The organism is Paenibacillus sp. FSL R5-0473 (assembly GCF_038004565.1).
GTDB classification, from domain to species: Bacteria; Bacillota; Bacilli; order Paenibacillales; family Paenibacillaceae; genus Paenibacillus; species Paenibacillus amylolyticus.
Genome location: NZ_JBBORL010000001.1, coordinates 5,911,500 through 5,931,714, shown reverse-complemented (window position 1 = coordinate 5,931,714; position 20,215 = coordinate 5,911,500). Strand labels below are relative to the sequence as shown.

The 20,215-nt window shown below is 45.3% G+C and carries 17 protein-coding genes; 9 read left to right on the top strand and 8 right to left on the bottom strand.

The window, feature by feature from the left end; all coding sequences use genetic code 11:
* Positions 1 to 368: 368 nt before the first annotated feature.
* From rsmG to rpmH, 7 genes are all read right to left on the bottom strand, one after another.
* Entirely contained in the window at positions 369 to 1,091 is a 723-nt protein-coding gene (rsmG, locus tag MKY28_RS26165) for a 16S rRNA (guanine(527)-N(7))-methyltransferase RsmG (protein ID WP_036611970.1), read from the bottom strand.
* Positions 1,091 to 2,980, bottom strand: coding sequence for a tRNA uridine-5-carboxymethylaminomethyl(34) synthesis enzyme MnmG (gene mnmG, locus MKY28_RS26160; protein ID WP_036611972.1), 1,890 nt, complete (start codon positions 2,978 to 2,980; stop codon positions 1,091 to 1,093). The genes rsmG and mnmG overlap by 1 nt, the downstream gene beginning before the upstream one ends.
* A gap of 221 nt (positions 2,981 to 3,201) precedes the next feature.
* A complete protein-coding gene (gene mnmE / locus MKY28_RS26155; RefSeq protein ID WP_036671881.1) occupies positions 3,202 to 4,578 on the bottom strand; it encodes a tRNA uridine-5-carboxymethylaminomethyl(34) synthesis GTPase MnmE in 1,377 nt (458 codons plus the stop codon).
* Positions 4,579 to 4,788: 210 nt separating this feature from the next.
* A complete protein-coding gene (gene jag / locus MKY28_RS26150) occupies positions 4,789 to 5,490 on the bottom strand; it encodes an RNA-binding cell elongation regulator Jag/EloR (RefSeq protein ID WP_036611977.1) in 702 nt (233 codons plus the stop codon).
* A complete protein-coding gene (locus MKY28_RS26145) occupies positions 5,487 to 6,365 on the bottom strand; it encodes a YidC/Oxa1 family membrane protein insertase (RefSeq protein WP_017691416.1) in 879 nt (292 codons plus the stop codon). The genes jag and MKY28_RS26145 overlap by 4 nt, the downstream gene beginning before the upstream one ends.
* A gap of 75 nt (positions 6,366 to 6,440) precedes the next feature.
* Positions 6,441 to 6,791 (bottom strand): ribonuclease P protein component, encoded by a 351-nt coding sequence (gene rnpA / locus MKY28_RS26140; RefSeq protein ID WP_036611981.1) that lies wholly within the window; start codon positions 6,789 to 6,791, stop codon positions 6,441 to 6,443.
* A 357-nt stretch (positions 6,792 to 7,148) separates the two neighbouring features.
* On the bottom strand, positions 7,149 to 7,283 hold the full coding sequence (gene rpmH, locus MKY28_RS26135) for a 50S ribosomal protein L34 (RefSeq protein WP_017691413.1): 135 nt from the start codon (positions 7,281 to 7,283) through the stop codon (positions 7,149 to 7,151).
* A 576-nt stretch (positions 7,284 to 7,859) separates the two neighbouring features.
* Here rpmH and MKY28_RS26130 point away from each other — a divergent pair.
* The 9 genes from MKY28_RS26130 (at position 7,860) to gyrB (ending at position 19,020) form a co-directional block, all read left to right on the top strand.
* Complete coding sequence (locus MKY28_RS26130; RefSeq protein ID WP_282319772.1) at positions 7,860 to 8,534, top strand: GntR family transcriptional regulator; 675 nt, start codon at positions 7,860 to 7,862, stop codon at positions 8,532 to 8,534.
* Between the two features lie 209 nt (positions 8,535 to 8,743).
* On the top strand, positions 8,744 to 10,105 hold the full coding sequence (locus MKY28_RS26125) for a GntT/GntP/DsdX family permease (RefSeq protein WP_036671886.1): 1,362 nt from the start codon (positions 8,744 to 8,746) through the stop codon (positions 10,103 to 10,105).
* A gap of 66 nt (positions 10,106 to 10,171) precedes the next feature.
* Positions 10,172 to 11,719 carry a gluconokinase gene (gene gntK, locus MKY28_RS26120; RefSeq protein WP_340937386.1) on the top strand — a complete coding sequence of 516 codons (1,548 nt, stop codon included), beginning with the start codon at positions 10,172 to 10,174 and terminating at the stop codon, positions 11,717 to 11,719.
* Between the two features lie 870 nt (positions 11,720 to 12,589).
* The gene (gene dnaA, locus MKY28_RS26115; protein WP_036611990.1) at positions 12,590 to 13,936 is read left to right on the top strand and encodes a chromosomal replication initiator protein DnaA; all 1,347 of its coding nucleotides are present in this window, start codon (positions 12,590 to 12,592) and stop codon (positions 13,934 to 13,936) included.
* Between the two features lie 220 nt (positions 13,937 to 14,156).
* Positions 14,157 to 15,299, top strand: coding sequence for a DNA polymerase III subunit beta (gene dnaN / locus MKY28_RS26110; protein ID WP_017691408.1), 1,143 nt, complete (start codon positions 14,157 to 14,159; stop codon positions 15,297 to 15,299).
* Positions 15,300 to 15,315: 16 nt separating this feature from the next.
* Positions 15,316 to 15,531, top strand: coding sequence for a S4 domain-containing protein YaaA (gene yaaA / locus MKY28_RS26105; RefSeq protein WP_036611994.1), 216 nt, complete (start codon positions 15,316 to 15,318; stop codon positions 15,529 to 15,531).
* A 57-nt stretch (positions 15,532 to 15,588) separates the two neighbouring features.
* Positions 15,589 to 16,701, top strand: a complete 1,113-nt coding sequence (gene recF, locus MKY28_RS26100) for a DNA replication/repair protein RecF (protein ID WP_017691406.1) — start codon at positions 15,589 to 15,591, stop codon at positions 16,699 to 16,701.
* A gap of 14 nt (positions 16,702 to 16,715) precedes the next feature.
* Positions 16,716 to 16,964 carry an extracellular matrix regulator RemB gene (gene remB, locus MKY28_RS26095; protein WP_017691405.1) on the top strand — a complete coding sequence of 83 codons (249 nt, stop codon included), beginning with the start codon at positions 16,716 to 16,718 and terminating at the stop codon, positions 16,962 to 16,964.
* A gap of 145 nt (positions 16,965 to 17,109) precedes the next feature.
* The gene (gene gyrB / locus MKY28_RS26090) at positions 17,110 to 19,020 is read left to right on the top strand and encodes a DNA topoisomerase (ATP-hydrolyzing) subunit B (protein ID WP_047841032.1); all 1,911 of its coding nucleotides are present in this window, start codon (positions 17,110 to 17,112) and stop codon (positions 19,018 to 19,020) included.
* 93 nt (positions 19,021 to 19,113) lie between these two features.
* On the opposite strand, the gene MKY28_RS26085 is transcribed toward gyrB, so the two are convergent.
* Positions 19,114 to 20,061, bottom strand: a complete 948-nt coding sequence (locus MKY28_RS26085) for a YheC/YheD family protein (protein ID WP_340937385.1) — start codon at positions 20,059 to 20,061, stop codon at positions 19,114 to 19,116.
* Positions 20,062 to 20,215: the final 154 nt, after the last annotated feature.

Here is a 20,215-nt window from a genome sequence, read left to right as displayed (position 1 = left end):
ATCTATCTATACATATAATCTATGATCGCTGTGACCCAGGATCGGATACTTCTATTCTATCATCTTTTCTATCATAATCCTATGCTTACCTATTCTTTAAACTCTACTAATTATCCTGCTTTTTCTTTGTGAATATTGGAAATATGACGACTTGCACACATTCAATTAATGAAATTGTTCATGAGTTACTGTGCGTAAAATTCATCAATACAGGTTCTTTAAAAGATATGTAATACGAAGTATCTGTAATGTTGATCCAGTCCTCCATTTTAGAAAACAAAAAAAAGAGAATGTTTCACGTGAAACATCCTCTTCATCCATGTCTAAAATTCTATTTTGTTTTGACTTACTTCAAAACCATCACGCAACTATATCAGCGGAGTCTTCATTGGAGTACCTGGTTTACGCGGATACTTATATGGTGTCTTATCAAATTTCTGAATCAGAATGATGTGACGCTCTGATTCTTCAACCGGCAGCTGGAAAGGATGAACGGCCTTAACCCGTCCTTTCAGCTGATTGAAGCTGAACTCCGCTTCCTTCATTTCTTCACGCGGGTCTCCGCCCTTCATGGCAGCGAATATTCCACTTTTACGAACAAACGGAAGGCAGAATTCATTCAGCACAGCCAGCTTGGCTACTGCACGCGCCGTAACGAGATCGTAGCTGTCACGATACCCTTCTTTGCGTCCAATCTCTTCAGCACGTCCATGGACCAATTCTACATCAGTCAGACCAAGGATATCTACCACATGCTGTAGAAAGCCAATACGTTTATTTAATGAATCAATGATCGTAAGCTTAATATGCGGGAAACAGATCTTCAGTGGCAATCCCGGAAAACCCGCACCTGATCCAATGTCAGCAAGCTTATTCACTTTAGTCATGTCAGTATAAAAAGCCAGCGATACCGAATCATAGAAATGTTTTGTATACACTTGCTCCCGATCCGTAATTCCAGTCAGATTCATCTTTTCATTCCAGGATACCAGTTCCTGATAATACAATTCGAATTGCTCCAACTGGAGTTCGCCCAGCTCTAATCCATGTTTCTTTAAGCGCCGCTGCAGTTGCTGTTGAATATCGTCCATTATTGTCCCCTTGCTGCGGTTACACGGTTATAATGCTCCAGGTAGACCAGCAGAATGGAGATGTCGGCAGGAGTAACTCCAGCAATACGAGAAGCCTGACCAATCGAGATTGGACGAATCGTAGCGAGCTTCTGTTTGGCTTCCATAGCAAGACCATGAATCTCATCATATACGATGGTGTCCGGAATTTTCTTTTTCTCCATCTTTTGCAAACGTTCCACGTGGATCAATTGTTTCTCAATATAACCCGCATATTTAATTTGTATTTCCACTTGTTCTTTCATATCTGCTGTCAGTTCTACCTCAGATGGTGAGAGCTGTTCAATCAGTTCATACCCCAGCTCCGGGCGACGCAGCAAGGTAAGCAACGTACTGCCATCCTGAATAGGTGTAGATCCGTACTCTTCCAGCTTGGCATTCACTTCAACCGGGCGAGCTTTAGCCACTTTCAGACGTGCAACTTCCTGCTCGACTTTCGCCTTTTTATCCAGGAATTTCGCATAACGCTCTTCAGGGATCAGGCCAATGTCATGTCCGATTTCCGTCAAACGCATATCTGCATTATCATGGCGAAGCAACAGACGATATTCAGCGCGTGAAGTCAACAGACGATACGGTTCATTTGTACCCTTTGTTACCAAATCATCAATCAGCACGCCAATATAACCTTGGGAACGATCAAGTATTACCGGCTCTTTCCCCTGTACTTTGAGTGCAGCGTTGATTCCAGCCATAACACCTTGTCCTGCTGCTTCTTCATAGCCAGAGGTACCATTAATCTGACCCGCCGTAAACAGACCTGGTAGACGTTTAGTTTCCAGTGATGGCCACAATTGTGTAGGCACCATCGCATCGTATTCAATCGCATAACCATTACGCATCATTTCCACTTTTTCCATACCTGGAATGGAACGCAGCATAGCCAGTTGAACGTCTTCTGGCATACTCGTAGACAACCCCTGTACGTAATACTCGGATGTGTTCTTGCCTTCCGGCTCAAGGAATATCTGATGTTTCGGCTTGTCACTGAAACGAACAATTTTATCTTCAATGGAAGGGCAATAACGTGGTCCGGTTCCTTCAATAAGCCCCGAGAACATCGGAGCACGATGCAGATTATCATTAATAATCTGATGTGTATCCACAGATGTATACGTCAACCAGCAAGGCAACTGCTCATTATCGGAAGATTCTGTTTCATAGGAAAAGAACTTCGGCTTGTCATCACCAGGCTGAATTTCGGTTTTGCTAAAATCAATCGTATCCTTATGCACACGTGGTGGTGTACCCGTTTTGAAACGAACCAGATCAAAGCCCAGTTCACGCAAATTCTCTGACAATTTAAGAGAGGGTTGTTGATTGTTCGGTCCACTCTCATACATCAACTCGCCCATAATTACTTTACCGCGCAAGTATGTGCCTGTTGTCAGAACGACCGCTTTGGCCCGATACTCTGTTCCGGTCTGAGTCACAACGCCTACACATTTTCCGTCTTCAACGATCAGTGAATCAACCATACCCTGACGCATTGTCAGATTACGTTCATTCTCCATCGTTTCCTTCATTTTATGCTGGTAGGAGAATTTATCTGCCTGAGCACGAAGCGCGTGAACAGCAGGCCCTTTCCCCGTGTTAAGCATCCGCATCTGAATAAAGGTTTTATCGATATTCCGTCCCATTTCTCCACCAAGTGCATCAATCTCACGGACAACATGTCCTTTAGCCGGTCCCCCAATAGATGGGTTACAAGGCATAAAGGCCACCATATCCAGATTGATCGTAATCATTAGTGTTTTGGACCCCATACGAGCTGCGGCCAGCGCGGATTCCACACCAGCATGCCCTGCACCAACGACGATTACATCATAACTGCCGCCATCAAAAGCCATTCCCGTTTACCTCCTTATTCCGCTGCATTTGGTGTAACTCACGCAGACGGATCATGTTCTAAAATAATGAAACTACTTCTAACCGTTCATCGGAACTTGCATTCCTATCTATATGAAACCAACACGTAATGGCTACAATATCATTCCATCCTTTGACAACAGGCAGAAATTGTACTTTTCTATCATACACTACGATTTAAGTCAAACGGCAGTATATTTTTTTACTTTCCTAGACAGAACTGGGAGAAAATCTGATCAATTAATGCATCATGTGCTGTATCTCCAACAATCTCGCCCAAATGCTCCCACGCCAAACGAACATCAATCTGAATCATATCGATCGGAATGAACTGCTCTGCTGCTTCATAGGCATCCACCAGGGACTGCTTCGCTTTTTTGAGCAAAGCAATATGACGCACATTACTGACATAGGTCAGATCTGCGGACTCCAGTTTACCACTGAAGAATAGCGTAGAGATGGCATCTTCCAGTCGATCCACACCCAGATCATCTTTCACCGACATCGGTACAAGCCGTTCTTCCGGAATGTAACGAAGCAGCACGTCACGTTCTACCTGTGGCGTTAAGTCCATTTTATTCATAATGATTATCGATTGTCTACCGCGGATTTGTTCCAATAATTCAATCTCATCGGGATGAAGTGGCTCCGCAGCATTCACAACCATCAAGATCAGATCAGCTTCACTTACCGCAGAACGAGAGCGTTCTACCCCGATCTTCTCAACAACGTCCATCGTTTCCCGTATTCCTGCCGTATCCAGCAATTTCAGTGGGATATTATTGATCGTAATGAACTCCTCGATTACATCACGAGTTGTTCCTGGAATGTCCGTGACGATGGCCCGGTTGTCTTGCGCAAGTGTATTCATTAATGAGGATTTACCTACGTTAGGTCGTCCAACGATAGCCGTCGTGATACCTTCTCGCAGGATCTTTCCTTGCTCTGCTGTAGTCAGCAATTTATCAATTTCAGTCATAACCTGACTGGACTTTTCTTTAATAAAATCAGACGTTAACGATTCCACATCATGCTCGGGATAATCGATATTCACTTCAATATGTGCCAGTGTTTCCACCAGTGTATATCGTAGATCACGCAATTTGGAGGACAGCTTGCCTTCAACCTGTTTCAGCGCAACCGAGAAAGCTCGGTCCGACTTGGAACGAATAAGATCCATGACACCTTCCGCCTGAGACAGGTCAATCCGCCCATTAAGGAAAGCACGCTTCGTGAACTCACCGGGTTCAGCCAGACGAATATCAAGCTGCAATAGGAGGTCCATGACCCGTTTTACGGACACCACACCACCATGCGCACTGATCTCCACCACATCTTCTGTTGTGAACGAGCGTGGTGCTCGCATGACCGTAACCAATACTTCCTCAATCTTTTCCCCATTAACGGGATCTATGATATGACCATAATGAACCGTGTGAGATGCTGCCTGAGTTAAAGGGGTTTTGCTGCGAAAAATCTTTTCCGTCTCCGACACTGCTTCCGGGCCGCTGACCCGGATCACGGCGATACCCGCCTCTCCGACAGCCGTTGATATCGCTGTGATCGTATCACTGATCATAGTTATCTCTCCTTGCTCTATTTTAAATTGCCGTCCCTCTGGGGACGCCATATCCATTTTCAAATCTATTAATGATATATCATATGACATGTTGTTTATCGTATTAAGTCCACTCTTTACTTGTTCTACGCACCTTATCAAATTGCTTCTGTACGAAAAAAGCAATGGCTTCTGCACCGGGCAGGAAGCCATTGCGTCTTCAATTTCGTGTTATTTCGTCGTAATAACCACACGCCGATTAGGCTCCTCGCCCTTACTTAACGTCTTAATCTGCGGGTGATTTTGCAGTTTTGCATGGATGACTTTTCGTTCGAGCGGTGGCATTGGTTCCAGTACAACTTCCTTACCGGTACGGATTGCTTGTCCAGCCAACCGTTCAGCCAGATCCTCCAGCGTCTTCCGCCGACGTTGACGGAAATTCTCCGCGTCGAGCACAATTCGAACGAAGCTTTCCGAATATCGGTTCGCTACAATGTTCGTTAGATACTGAAGCGCATCCAGCGTCTGTCCACGTCTGCCAATAATCATGCCCAGATCTTCGCCGGCAATATTGAAGATATGTCCATCCCGCTGTTTTTTGATATGCACTTCAACATCCAGTCCCATACCTGCTGCGACCTCTTTCAAGAAAGCAGCCGCTTCTTCATAGGGATTTTTAGCTGCAACATCCTCGAGTAATGCATCTACTTCAGATTTGTATGCAGCTGGCTTGATCGGCTGTGGAACAACTTCCGGTACAGGCAATAATTTCACTTCAACTTTGGCCGCCCTCACCCCGAACAAACCCAGGAATCCTTTTGACGGCTGCTCTAACACTTGTATCTCGACCTTGTCCCGACTTACGCCAAGCTCGGTCAATCCTTGGTTTACAGCATCTTCAACGGTTTTTCCTGACGTAATGACTTTGGTCATTTCGATTTTTTGGCCCCTTTCGACCCTTTTCCAGAGACGGTCGCTTTGCCACCGTTTTTGCGTTTAGCTCCATTTTTGGAAGAGCTATTCTGCTTCACGTTGACCTCAGCCACGATTTTATCATTATTCCGGTAAAGGAAATAGTTTTGCACGATCGTGTAGATGTTACTGTAGAACCAGTACAGCGGAAGTGCTGACGGGAACTGATAAGACATCACGAAGATCAGAATTGGGTACACCCACAGCATAAACTGCATCGGACCCACTTGCTGTGCAGGATTCATACGCATCATCATCCATGTTTGAATGAATGTTGTTATGGCAGCCAGCACTGGCAAAATAAACAGGTGATCGGGTGATCCGAGCTGGAGCCACAAGAAATCATGCGTTCTCAGACTGGAGTTTCCGTAAATTGAGTTATAAAGTGCGATGTAAATCGGCATCTGAATGATAAGTGGCAGACAACCGGCCATCGGATTAACTTTGTTCTCCTGGAACAACTTCATCGTTTCTTGCTGAACTTTCTCAGGTGTATCTTTAAACTTGGCTTGAATCTCCTTCAGCTGCGGCTGAATCGCCTGCATAGCTTTGGAGCTACGGACTTGTTTCATTGTTAATGGTAAAATCAATGTCCGTACAATAAGCACCATCACGAGGACGGCCAGTCCATATTCACCGTTGAACCAGTTGGCGAAAGTATCGAGCGCCAGTGAGAACCAGTAAATAACATTAGCTTGCCAAAAAGAATCACTATTCTTCAGATCTTCCGTAGTAACCCCGGCTCCTTGTGGAGTACATCCGGCGAGTACAGTGACCATTGCAATGACTGCAATGAGGAGAATCCACTTCCCCTTTGATGTCTTCAATCGCGACACTTCATAACCCCTCTCTTAACCAATCCATTCCATCGTAAAATCATACCATAATTAGGAGGACAAATAAACCGAAGCTTACCGCTTGCTCGACTTCAAAAGAGAGCCCTTACGCATCGCGTGTAGCAGGCTTTTTTCCATTTCCTTATAGGGCATGTCCAGTGCACCTTTTCTGACGATAAAAATCAGATCCATCTGCGTGACGATCTCATGCTCATGATGCCGAACAATTTCCTTGATCATGCGTCTCATCCGGTTGCGTACGACAGCGTTTCCGATTTTCTTGCTGCATGATACGCCGACCCGAAATTGTTCCGTATCTTTACGGCGACAACCATACACCACAAATTGATGATTGGCAAACGATTTCCCATACCGGTATACACGGCTAAAGTCCGCCCGGTTTCGTAGACGCAGTCTTTTATACACGGCGCTTCTCCTTGCTGTTCTCCACCAATGTTATTGACGGAGGCCTCATTACTGATTTAGTATAGGCTTTCTTGAATGACGGTAAACCGCCTTGGCGACAACTTCATTTGGGATGATTGTTAATCAGCTACTTGAACTGATCCGCATTCAGCCGGGATGAATGTTGATTGGCCATTTAAACCTATCAACGATTCATCATTATATAAGGTAAGTTTTCGAAAAATGGAAAACTCACTCAACATACATCGTGTGTGTTCAGCACTTTTTCGCAGACCATTCAGACCTGATCTGTAGCAGCATCCAGTCTGATTTGAGCTAATTAAGAAAAAAAAGACCACCTCGGTGGTCTTCAATGCATTAAGCACTCAGGTTTTTACGGCCTTTAAGGCGACGTGCGGCCAAAATTTTACGGCCGTTGCTCGTGCTCATTCTTTTCCGGAAACCATGAACTTTTTTACGTTTGCTAACGTTCGGTTTGAATGTAGGTCTCAATGTATTGCACCTCCTCACAAGGAAATACTTATGTGATGAATCACTTTCATCTTCACAGAAAACACCTTTATATATTTAACCATGACCACCTGGAAAAGTCAACTGCAAGGCGCAAGGCTTCTCCCTCTTTTATATACGCTCTCCATCCCACCCATAGTAATGACCACAGTCCGTTCACTTCAACACCATGACCAAGCCCCGAAGAGAGTCCTGAAAGTTATCCCCAGACCCTGATCAAATCACCATATTTCAGCATTTATAGTTATCCACACCCTCCAATACCCGTTATCTCCTTCATTACATCCTGTTTAAAGTTATTCACATGTGGATAATGATTATAGGCTATTAATATCGTCATATTCTAATCCCGTTTTATCCGCTTCAATTAAGGTTTACAAGCTTTTGAGAAAGGTGTAGGATAAAAATCACATCTTGTATACAAGTAGTCCTTTGAAAAAAACATTAGCCGTTAGCTTGTAGCTACAGACTATGGATGGAACTGAATGTCCAGTCCGCAAAATAGTTATGCTATGATCAGTAATGAACTGATTACTTATTAATAGGAGCGTTAGCCATATGTTATTTCCTTCTTCCTGGCTTCAAGGGGCTTCCCGTGGTGAAGCCATTGCCTGCGAATTAAGGCTGCGGATCATCAGCGGTACCCTTCGACCTGGAGAGATTTTGTCGGAAAATCGAATTGCGGCTGATTTTGACAGCAGTCGTTCACCTGTTCGTGAAGCGTTACGAACATTGTCCAATGAAGGACTTATTCGACTTGAACGTATGGGTGTCGTTGTCATTGGACTACGAATCAAGGATGTCGAAGAATTGTATGATGTCCGTTTCCTGATTGAAAGTTTTGTGCAGCAGCGACTTGCTGGTGATGTCCCAGAATCATTAATCACCCAGCTGCGTAACGTGATCGACAAAATGCAACTTGCTGGACGACATCAGGACGCCGTCGAATTCGCCTATCAGGATCTCGTTTTCCACGAGACCATCATTGAAGCTGCTCAGCATTCCCGTATTTCACATCTATGGAAGAGTATTCGATATGTTGTGATGACCGTTATGCTGCTCACAACGCGCAGAGTATTTGTTCAAGGCGAGCAGAAAGTAAGCGCTGTAATTAAGAAACATCGTTTGCTTATTGAAGCACTTGAATCAGGTGACAAGATGCTCATTCAGGCTGGAGTCCGCACCTATTTCCAAGATTCAGGCAAAACCCTGCACGAAAGCTTTGATTCCTAATCGATGCAAGGAGTTTGCAATCATATCCATCGTGAATGATTGCGACTTAACTTGTCGACAAGTATACAAAATGCGATTTGTTTCAAATTTGGGCATGATAAAACTACATTTTTCGCCAACACCTTCTGCGGTACTGGTACAACTTTAATTGTTGACGATAATTTCACTTGTAAGCGTTCTATATCAGAAATAAAGGAGCACACAACATCATGAGCACTCTTTTTGGACTATCCCACAATGCAACATTATTGGTTTGGACGTTAATTGCGATCGTTTTTCTGATCGTTTTGATCTCCAAGTATAAATGGAATCCCTTTATCACCCTACTGTTGTCCGCATTAATGCTCGGTTTGCTTACAGGCATGAAACCTGCCGATGTGATCTCTTCCATTACCGGGGGACTTGGCGGCACACTTGGAACCATCGCAATTGTTATTGCTCTCGGTACAATGCTTGGTAAGATGATGGCCGAATCTGGCGGTGCCGAGCGCATTGCAACTACATTGGTTGATCGGTTTGGTGTGAAACGTGTGCACTGGGCCATGATGATCGTTGGATTTATCGTTGGTATTCCCGTTTTCTTCGAAGTTGGCGTGATTTTGATGATCCCCATCATTTTTACCGTTGCACGTAAAACCAACATGTCTTTGTTGCAGATTGGTATTCCCATTTTGGCGGGTCTGTCGACTGTACACGGTTTGGTTCCACCCCATCCAGCGCCAATGATAGCAATTGAAGCTTTCAGCGCAGATCTGGGTAAAACCATTTTGTACTCCCTTATTGTTGGTATTCCTACAGCGATTATTGCAGGTCCTTTGTTTGGTAAATTTATTGGAAAAAGAATACACACCGAACCGCCAGCAGAACTAGCTGAACAATTCGCAACCAAAACAAACAGCAACATGCCTGGGTTTGGTATTACCCTGTTTACCATATTGCTGCCGGTTATTTTGATGCTGATTGGTTCCATAGCAAGCATCATTGACCCAAATGCCACGAGCGGTTTCACTGTTTTCAGTGAATTTATCGGTCATGAGATCATTGCTTTGCTCATTTCAGTTGTATTTGCCCTCTTTTCACTCGGCTTTGCACGTGGATTCACCAAACATGATATTTCCCGTTTCACCAGTGAATGTCTGGCGCCTACGGCGACCATCATTCTCATTATTGGTGGAGGCGGTGCCTTCAAACAGGTATTGATCAATAGTGGTGTGGGTAACGCGATTGCTGAAGTCGCTACCCATGCCAACATCAACGTGATCCTGTTTGCCTGGCTTGTCGCTGGGCTCATTCGTGTAGCTACCGGTTCAGCAACCGTAGCCATGACAACAGCCGCCGGTATTGTCGCTCCAGTGCTTGCACTCACACCAGGGGCCAATATTGAGCTGGTTGTACTCGCCACAGGTGCGGGGTCACTCATCTTGTCTCATGTAAACGATGCAGGATTCTGGATGATCAAAGAATTCTTTAATATGAGCGTTTCCCAGACATTGAAAACGTGGACCGTTATGGAAACACTATTATCTGTAGTGGGACTGATCTTTATTTTGCTCCTGAGTACAGTGGTATAAATGGAGTATCTATAGTAGAAAGAAATTAAAATCTCATCGCTTTCTGGAGAAAGAAGGATTAAATACATGAACAACTATATGATTGGGATCGATATTGGTACCACCAGTACCAAATCCGTGTTATTTACCGAGCAGGGCTCCGTCATCAGTACCTCAACGCAGGAATACCCTTTGTATACCCCGGCACCCGATGTTGCCGAGCAGGACCCTGAAGAGATTGTACAGGCGGCCCTCCGCTCTGTACGAGGAGTCATGGATCAGAGTGGTGTTGCTGCCGAGCAGATCCTGTTTGTATCCTGCAGCTCGGCTATGCATAGTGTCATTGCCATGGGACAGGATAATAAACCCTTAACCCGTTGCATCACCTGGGCGGATAATCGAAGTGCAGCTTGGTCTGCCAAGCTGCAAGAGAATGGATTGGGCCATCGCATCTATCTGCGCACAGGTACACCGATCCATCCCATGTCACCGCTGACCAAATTAATGTGGCTGCGCCACGATGAACCTGAACTTTTTGAGCGCACCGCCAAATTTATTTCGATTAAAGAATATCTGTTCTTCCGTCTATTCGGACAATATGTCGTCGACCATTCCATCGCTTCCTGCACAGGTTTACTCAATCTGGAACAACTGGACTGGGACGCGGAAGCCCTTGAGGTTGCAGGCATTACACCCGACCATCTCTCGAAGCTCGTACCTACAACACATATATTAGAAGGAATGAATCACGAATCGGCTGAAAAAATGGCCCTCTCCCCCTCTACGCCCTTTGTTATTGGCGCAAGTGATGGGGTTTTATCCAATCTCGGCGTGAACGCCATTGAACCTGGTGTTGTCGCAGCAACCATCGGAACCAGCGGGGCCATTCGCACTGTCGTGGACCGTCCAGTTACCGATCCCAAAGGTCGGACCTTCTGTTATGCCCTCACAGAGAATCTTTGGGTCATTGGTGGACCTGTGAATAACGGTGGCATGCTGTTTCGTTGGGTACGGGATGAATTCGCCGCGTCTGAAGTGGAGACAGCGAAGCGACTTGGTATCAATTCCTATGATGTGCTGACCAAAATTGCCGAACGTGTCCGGCCGGGATCGGAAGGGCTTCTGTTCCATCCGTACCTTTCGGGCGAACGTGCCCCTTTATGGAATCCGGATGCCCGTGGTTCCTTTTTTGGCTTAACACTCCATCACCAGAAAGAGCATATGATTCGTGCTGTCCTGGAAGGGGTTATTTTCAACCTATATACGGTACTGCTCGCCATGGAAGAACAGATTGGGCAACCTACCTCCATTCAAGCCACCGGTGGGTTTGCACGCTCTCCTCTCTGGCGCCAGATGATGTCTGATATCTTCAATCAGGAAGTGGTTGTACCCGAGAGCTTCGAAAGTTCCTGTCTGGGTGCCGTCGTGCTTGGTTTGTACGCTACAGGGCGGATCCAATCGCTTCATGCCGTTTCTTCCATGGTCGGTACAACGCATCGGCATACCCCTGTCAAAGAGAATGCTGTACTCTACCAAGAGCTGCTGCCCATCTTTATTCGGATCTCTCGCAAACTGGAAGAGGAATACGCAGATATCGCTGAATTCCAGCGTAAGATGTCCCTTCCCCGTCTCTAAATCATCAATCCATACTTCGTCTCTGCATTAAAAAAGAGGGTGTCCTCTAAAACCAAAAATCGGTTTTAGAGGACACCCTCTTTTGCTATACACGCATAATCTATCCTTTGATTTCATATTATACATTCATACACTTCAACCTCCATATTCGAGCATCAGCTTACCTCTTGATCCTGATAATTCTCATTACATATGTCTCAAAATGAAGTTATCTATGTCCATTATCCTTATACATTGTCATCACAGAATTACCATCTACTTAGAAAATACACCACTGATCTTGTTCAATCAAAAGCATGAGTTTACTTCCCTCTCCGTCTCCCATCCAGACACTGAATTCGTCGCTTTCACCATCGCCCCATTAGCAAGAAAAACACGAGGGTGAGAGGTCACTCTTTTTCCGATCTCAACCATGCTCCATTTTCACTTCACGGTTATCCACAGATAGGTTATTCACAAACGAAGAATACTTTTACACACAATTTGGCATCATTTGACGGATAACCTGTGTATAAGACATTTTTAGTTTTTAGGTCATTCTGTCGAAAATTAAACAGTTTATAAACAATATATTGTGTTGTGACTAAAAATTATACACAAGTTATTGAATTTGTGGATAAAATCACGCGATACGTTGAAATGCGGGGTTTCTTTTGCTATGATTGTATTACTTTTGGATGTGAATATGTGATCTGACCCATAATATTATCAACAGCCTGTGGATAAAGTTGTGAACAATTTTCCGTTGTTCATACTTTTTTTGTTTTCGACCTGCGGGGGTTTGGGGATAAATTCAACAATATATCTCGTATTTCGACACTGCATCATGGCTTAAGCCACACTTGGAACATGTAAAAGGAGTGACAGTCTGTGGACAGCCATACTTCTGATTTATGGCAGCAAATTTTATCAATCATACAAAACAAACTCAGCAAACCCAGCTTTGACACCTGGTTCAAAGCAACCAAAGCCACCAAGCTGAATGACCGTTCAATCGTCATTTCCGCACCAACCACGTTTGCCGTCGAATGGCTGGAGAGCCGTTACACCAAATTGGTTGGCTCGACGGTATACGAGTTGCTTGGCAAGCAAGTCGATGTGAAATTTGTCATCGAAGAGAACAAGCCTGCTGAACCGGACCCGCAACTGCCGGCTCCAACGCCTACAGTTGTACAAGAAGAAGCCGTACTCAGCATGCTGAATCCGAAATATACGTTCGATACATTTGTCATCGGGCCGGGCAACCGTTTTGCCCATGCCGCATCGCTGGCGGTCGCTGAAGCGCCCGCCAAAGCTTACAATCCTCTATTTCTGTATGGAGGAGTAGGTCTCGGTAAAACTCACTTGATGCATGCGATTGGACATTATGTTCTGGAGCATGATCCGGGCAGCAAAGTCGTTTATTTGTCGTCTGAGAAATTCACGAACGAATTCATTAACTCAATCCGTGACAACCGCGGGGAGAGCTTCCGTAACAAATACCGGAGCGTCGACATTTTGCTCATTGATGATATTCAGTTCTTGGCGGGAAAAGAATCAACACAAGAGGAATTTTTCCATACGTTTAATGCGCTGCATGAGGAACGGAAGCAGATTATCATCTCCAGCGACAGACCACCGAAGGAAATTCCGACATTGGAAGAACGGCTTCGTTCTCGCTTTGAATGGGGGTTAATCACGGATATCCAGCCTCCAGATTTGGAGACAAGGATCGCAATTTTGCGGAAAAAGGCACGTGCGGAAAACTTGGATATTCCGAATGAAGCGATGATGTACATTGCCAACCAGATTGACACCAACATCCGTGAACTGGAGGGCGCCCTGATTCGGGTCGTTGCTTATTCTTCACTGACTAATCAAGATGTAACCACTCATCTGGCAGCTGAAGCACTGAAGGATATTATTCCTTCCAGTCGTCCCAAAATGATCACTATTCATGACATCCAACAAAAGGTCGGCGAGTATTATAGCCTTAAGCTTGAAGATTTCAAAGCACGGAAACGGACCAAGGCAGTTGCTTTTCCAAGACAGATTGCCATGTATCTCTCTCGTGAACTGACAGACTTTTCTCTGCCCAAAATTGGGGAAGCATTCGGAGGACGAGATCACACCACTGTCATACATGCTCACGAAAAAATCTCCCAAGCGATTAAAAACGATCAGGATCTCTATAAAGTTATCAACAACTTAACCGAAAAAATAAAGAATCCAACCTGAACAAGTCCCAAGCCTATGCACAACGTATACACATGTGGATAGGCTTGGGTGTACGGGTTTATACCCACTTATCCACATATTCAGTGCCCCTATTACTATTATTACTAAAAAGATCTTAAAGATATCATCTCCAAAATAGCCATTTCGGAGCTTAGCCTTCGGCCTTTGAAAAACACCTTTTAACACCCCAACACCCAAAAAAACAGCTAGGAGTGAAACCATGAAAATCAGCATAATGAAAAACTACTTAAACGATTCCATACAGCAAGTATCCAAAGCGATCTCAAGCCGTACGACGATTCCGATCCTGAGCGGTATTAAATTCGACGTCAATCATCAAGGTGTAACGTTGACAGCAAGTGACACCGATATATCCATTCAATCCTTCATCCCGCTTGAAGATGGAGATAAAAGCGTAGTTCAGGTAGATCAACCCGGCAGTGTAGTTTTGCCAGCCAAGTTTTTTGTGGAGATCATCAAAAAGCTGCCATCACAGGAAGTGCACATGGAAGTCAAAGAGAACTTCAACACCTTTATCTCCGCAGGTGCTACCGAAATTCAACTGGTAGGTCTGGATCCGGAAGAATTCCCGGTACTGCCAAGCATCGAAGAAAACCAAACCGTCTCCATTCCAGGAGATTTGCTGAAAAATATGATCAAACAAACGGTCTTCTCCATTTCCACACATGAGACTACTCCAATCCTGACAGGCGTACTCTGGAGTTTGGGTGACAACGAATTGAAATTTGTGGCAACAGACCGTCACCGTCTTGCTACTCGATCAGCAATGCTGGATAATGCAGAAGGTATCCGCTTTAACAACGTGGTCATTTCCGGTAAAACGCTGAACGAGCTCAGCAAAATTGTTCCGGATCAAAATACCCTTGTGGATATCGTTGTTGCAGATAACCAGGTTCTGTTCAAAATCGACCGTGTATTGTTCTACTCCCGTATTTTGGACGGAACATATCCGGATACTTCTAGAATTATTCCAACGTCATACAAAACAGAACTTGTTTTAGATACAAAAAAATTAAGTGAATCCATTGACCGGGCTTATTTGCTGTCGCGTGAAGAGAAAACAAACATCGTGCGTATGCAAACGATGGATTCAGGATCCGTTGAAATTTCTTCAAGCTCTTCCGAGCTAGGTAAAGTAAGAGAAGAAATCGAACCTGCCGAGTTTACAGGAGATCCGTTAAAAATCTCGTTCAACTCCAAATACATGCTGGATGTGCTGAAAGTTGTTGAAAGTGAGCAACTGATGATTGCTTTTACAGGAGTCATGAGTCCAATTATCTTGAAACCGCTGGATGACAGTCACAGCCTTTACGTGATATTGCCATATCGGACGACCAACTAACGAAAGGAAGATCATAGTGAACCAAGTTACGATTCGTACGGAATATATTAAGCTTGATCAATTTTTGAAACTGGCGGATTGCATCCCAACTGGAGGTATGGCCAAAGCTCTGCTTCAGGAAGGACTTGTACGTGTGAATAAAGAGCCTGAGGAACGCCGGGGACGTAAGTTATACCCTGGGGATATCGTTGAAGTGGACGGAGAAGGCACATTCGAAGTTGCTGCAGAATAAGAAGACCAGTTCGATCCTGCTGCCTCCTGACGGACGGGATAAAAGGGAGGTTACCGCGTGTTTGTGAACAGCATTGATCTGCAGAATTTCCGCAATTATGAACATCTGAGACTGGATTCTTTTGGTCCCGTAAACTTGTTGATCGGGCAAAATGCCCAAGGCAAGACCAATCTTGCAGAGGCGATTTTTGTACTTGCACTCACCAAGAGCCACCGTACATCCCGTGATAAGGAGTTAATCCGTTTCGGTGAGGAACGTGCCAGACTTGCAGCAGAGGTCGACAAAAAGTACGGATCGGTCAAGCTTGAACTATCTTTGTCGCAACAAGGCAAAAAAGCAAAGATTAACGGCCTGGAGCAGCGCAAGTTAAGTGATTTTGTCGGAGCGCTCAATGTGGTGATGTTTGCACCGGAGGATCTGGAGATTGTAAAAGGCACACCGGGGGTCCGCCGCCGGTTTCTTGACATGGAGATTGGACAGGTTGCACCTGGCTACCTGTACCACCTGCAGCAATACCAAAAAGTGCTCGTCCAACGAAATAATTTGCTTAAGCAGTTATGGGGAAAAGGGGCATCGGCCCAGACCATGCTTGAGGTGTGGAACGAACAACTGGTCGAGCATGGTGTTAAAATCGTCAAAAAAAGGAAACAATTCATAAAGAAACTGCAAAAGTGGGCAGAAACGATTCATCAGGGGATCACCGGAGGCGGAGAAGTCTTGCGGCTGGCCTACCTTCCTTCCTTCAGCGAAGCCGCTGAGGAAGATGAAGCTGTCTTAATGGACCAATTTATGATAAAATTATCACAAATGAAAGAGCAGGAGATTCGCCGAGGCACAACCCTTAGTGGGCCGCATCGGGATGACCTGTCCTTTTTCATTAACGATCGGGAAGTACAAACATATGGCTCGCAGGGGCAGCAGCGCACAACGGCGTTGTCCCTTAAACTTGCGGAAATTGAACTGATTCATGAAGAAATCGGAGAATATCCAGTTCTGTTGCTGGATGATGTTCTGTCCGAGCTGGACCCTTTTCGCCAGACGCAGCTGATCGAAACGTTCCAGAGCAAGGTGCAAACCTTTATTACGGCTACGGGGATCGAGAGCCTGAACGTTGACAAGCTCAAAGATGCCAGTATTTATCACGTTCATGCCGGACAGGTTGAACGCTAAGGAGTGAGGGGCTTATGTACATTCATCTGGGCGGTGAGAAGATCATCCGTTCTTCCGAATTGGTCGCTATTTTTGATATATCGATTGAAAAATCCTCAAAGATCTCCAAGCAGTATGTCACGCATGCCGAGCAGGAAAAAACAGTGGAACACATCGGCGAAGAGGAAGCCAAGTCCATTGTGGTGACCAAAAACATTGTGTACTACTCGCCTATTTCCTCAGCCACGCTGAAAAAGCGGGCTCACATTTTTCCGGATCTCTAGCGTTGTGTGGCATAAAAGATGTCTCTTTTGCTGCTTGTCTTTAAATTTGAATAGCTGCTGAAATGAAGGACGTTGCCTATTTCAGCAAACAATTATTAGTTAACGCATATTTACGATATTGAATCTATAGAAGTAGGTGAAAGGCATGTCTATGAATCAACCGTCATATGATGCGAATGAAATTCAGGTCCTTGAAGGATTGGAAGCCGTACGGAAGCGTCCGGGCATGTATATCGGTTCCACCAGTTCCAAGGGCCTGCATCATCTGGTCTGGGAAGTAGTGGACAACAGTATTGACGAAGCGCTTGCAGGTTACTGCGACCACATTGAGGTCAGTATCCATGAAGACAATAGCGTGACTGTAGTCGATAACGGACGGGGTATTCCTGTCGGCGAACATACCAAAATGAAACGTCCTGCACTTGAGGTAGTTATGACTGTCCTCCATGCAGGGGGAAAATTTGGCGGCGGCGGATATAAAGTATCCGGTGGTTTGCATGGTGTTGGTGTGTCCGTTGTGAATGCACTCTCTGAAAAAGTGGTTGTAACGGTTAAACGTGAGGGACATATCTATCAACAGGAATATCGCCGTGGAGCTCCACAGTACGACCTGAAAGTGATCGGTACAACCGACGAAACAGGAACAACGGTTAGATTCCATCCGGACCCTGAAATTTTCACGGAAACAAGAGTTTATGAATATGACATCTTGCTGGCCCGTATTCGTGAGCTGGCGTTCCTGAACAAGGGTATTGGTCTTACACTGACGGATGAGCGTACAGGTGCAACCAACTCATTCCTGTATGAAGGCGGCATTATCGAATACGTCTCCTTCCTCAACCAGAAGCGCGAAGTACTGCATGAAAATCCAATTTACGTTGAAGGTTCCAGAGATAACATCCAGGTGGAAGTTGCCCTGCAATACAATGACAACTACACCGAGAATATCTATTCCTTCGCGAACAATATCAACACGCATGAGGGCGGAACGCATGAATCAGGTTTCAAGAGTGCCCTTACGCGGATTATCAATGACTACGCCCGTAAGGCGGGGGTAATCAAGGACAGCACGGGGAACCTTTCCGGAGATGACGTGCGTGAAGGCTTGACAGCTATTATTTCGGTCAAGATTCCGGAACCGCAATTTGAAGGACAGACCAAGACCAAGCTGGGCAACAGCGAAGTGCGTGGGATTGTCGAATCCTTGTTTGCCGAGAAGCTGCAGGAGTTCCTGGAAGAGAATCCTTCCGTATCCCGTCGCATTTTGGAAAAAGGTCTGCAAGCAGCACGTGCGCGTGAAGCTGCCCGTAAAGCCCGTGAACTGACACGTCGTAAAGGTGCACTCGAAGTGAGCTCACTTCCAGGTAAACTGGCAGACTGTTCATCCAAGGATGCTTCAATCAGCGAATTGTACATCGTCGAAGGTGACTCTGCAGGCGGATCAGCAAAGCAAGGTCGGGATCGTCATTTCCAAGCGATTTTGCCACTGCGTGGTAAGATTTTGAACGTGGAAAAAGCTCGTCTCGACCGGATATTGGGTAATGCGGAGATTAGAGCAATTATTACGGCAATGGGTACCGGTATTGGTGATGACTTCGATATTGCCAAAGCACGCTATCACAAAATCATTTTGATGACCGATGCCGACGTTGATGGTGCTCATATCCGAACACTATTGCTGACATTCCTGTATCGGTACATGCGTAAAATCATTGAGGCAGGTTATGTATATATTGCACAACCGCCATTGTTCAAGATTGAGCGTAACAAAGTGATTCGTTATGCCGGTTCCGAGAGAGAGCGCGATGAAATTATTGCAACGCTCGGCGAAAATGCGAAATTCAACGTTCAGCGTTACAAAGGTCTTGGCGAGATGAATGCCGGACAATTGTGGGAAACGACGATGGATCCGGAGAGCCGGACCATGATGCAAGTATCGATTAATGATGCCATACTTGCTGATACCATGTTTGACACCCTGATGGGGGATAACGTTGAACCGCGTCGTGACTTTATCCAAGAAAATGCAAAATACGTGAAAAACCTCGACATTTAACATATTCGAAGAGGCGCCTGAGAGGGCGCCTTTTTTATATTAGGGAAGCTATGGAACAGGGAAGGCGTATATTTAGATCTCCATATCCCTTTGTTATCTGCGTACACGTTTTTTGGCAGATGAAGCCTGTGCTTTAGGGGATGGCCGGGAGCTCTTACCCTTTTTGGAGGGCAAACGACCGTACGCAATCGCATAACGTTTGATCTTCCGGTACGCCTCCTTGTCCGGTAATAAGCCAAAGGCATAAATGCCTGGCAGTGTGTTGACTTCAAGAATCCAGGGACGCCCTGCTTCGTCTAGCGCAATATCAATACCAATCTCTTTGAGTCTTGGAAATGATGTTTGCAATTGCACAGCGGTATGAATACCTAAGCGGTACAGCTCAGTGCGAAGTTTTTTGAAGCCATCCTGGTGAAGATGGGGGAGTACGAGTTCTTCAAACGTAGCCAATCGCCCACCACCATGAATGTTGGTGATGATTTTGCCCGGGGCAGCAATACGTCCCAGAACACCTGTTGTTTCCCAGTTGTGTTGCAGATTTTTCTGAGTTAACACACGCAAGTCAAAAGGCAAATTTTCATGCTTCATCAGCGAGATTCCCTGTTGAATGATATATTCACGTTCCTGAATACGATCATTCAGTGCTCGTTCGAGTTCGTCCAGAGAATGAAATGATCTCTCCTCTGTACCGTATTGGAGATGATATGTTGTTGTGAGATAGGTAGCTCTGGAGATAACAGCACTTGCTTCGGGTTCATCAGGCAGGTTTCGATCATTGGTTTCTTCCGAAACCTCTGCATCTGTGGTGGAATCTTCGGAATTAACAACAGGTTCGTATAAACGGGTTGTTCTCACCCGCATAACGCCATTACCGTAAGTGCCACGGTCCGGTTTGATATAGTTGGACTCAAATAATTCAGTCATTCGTTCCAGAGTTTGACGGCTATATTTTCGGGTCACTGGGATATATTCATTCACAATGCGACTGCGTTGTAACACGGCTGTTTTGGCCCATTTGCTGGAGACGCGTTGGATACCCAAGATTCATCAGTCCTTTCATGTTTTGTTCAGTTCTAAAGAGGGACCAGACACGGAGAAATCAAAGGACAAGAGACGATTTCAGTGGTATAATAGAGAAATATGGCGTTTTGTGCGATGAGCTGCACAATTTGCAGTTTGATCGTAGGACGGGAAT

What these genes read in the sequence shown, in the direction of transcription:
- gyrB (WP_047841032.1), top strand. Translation starts at nt 17,110, where the DNA reads ATGTCTATGAATCAACCGTCATATGATGCGAATGAAATTCAGGTCCTT.
- rsmG (WP_036611970.1), bottom strand. Translation starts at nt 1,091, where the DNA reads ATGGACGATATTCAACAGCAACTGCAGCGGCGCTTAAAGAAACATGGA.
- dnaN (WP_017691408.1), top strand. Translation starts at nt 14,157, where the DNA reads ATGAAAATCAGCATAATGAAAAACTACTTAAACGATTCCATACAGCAA.
- mnmE (WP_036671881.1), bottom strand. Translation starts at nt 4,578, where the DNA reads ATGATCAGTGATACGATCACAGCGATATCAACGGCTGTCGGAGAGGCG.
- mnmG (WP_036611972.1), bottom strand. Translation starts at nt 2,980, where the DNA reads ATGGCTTTTGATGGCGGCAGTTATGATGTAATCGTCGTTGGTGCAGGG.
- gntK (WP_340937386.1), top strand. Translation starts at nt 10,172, where the DNA reads ATGAACAACTATATGATTGGGATCGATATTGGTACCACCAGTACCAAA.
- jag (WP_036611977.1), bottom strand. Translation starts at nt 5,490, where the DNA reads ATGACCAAAGTCATTACGTCAGGAAAAACCGTTGAAGATGCTGTAAAC.
- MKY28_RS26130 (WP_282319772.1), top strand. Translation starts at nt 7,860, where the DNA reads ATGTTATTTCCTTCTTCCTGGCTTCAAGGGGCTTCCCGTGGTGAAGCC.
- MKY28_RS26125 (WP_036671886.1), top strand. Translation starts at nt 8,744, where the DNA reads ATGAGCACTCTTTTTGGACTATCCCACAATGCAACATTATTGGTTTGG.
- remB (WP_017691405.1), top strand. Translation starts at nt 16,716, where the DNA reads ATGTACATTCATCTGGGCGGTGAGAAGATCATCCGTTCTTCCGAATTG.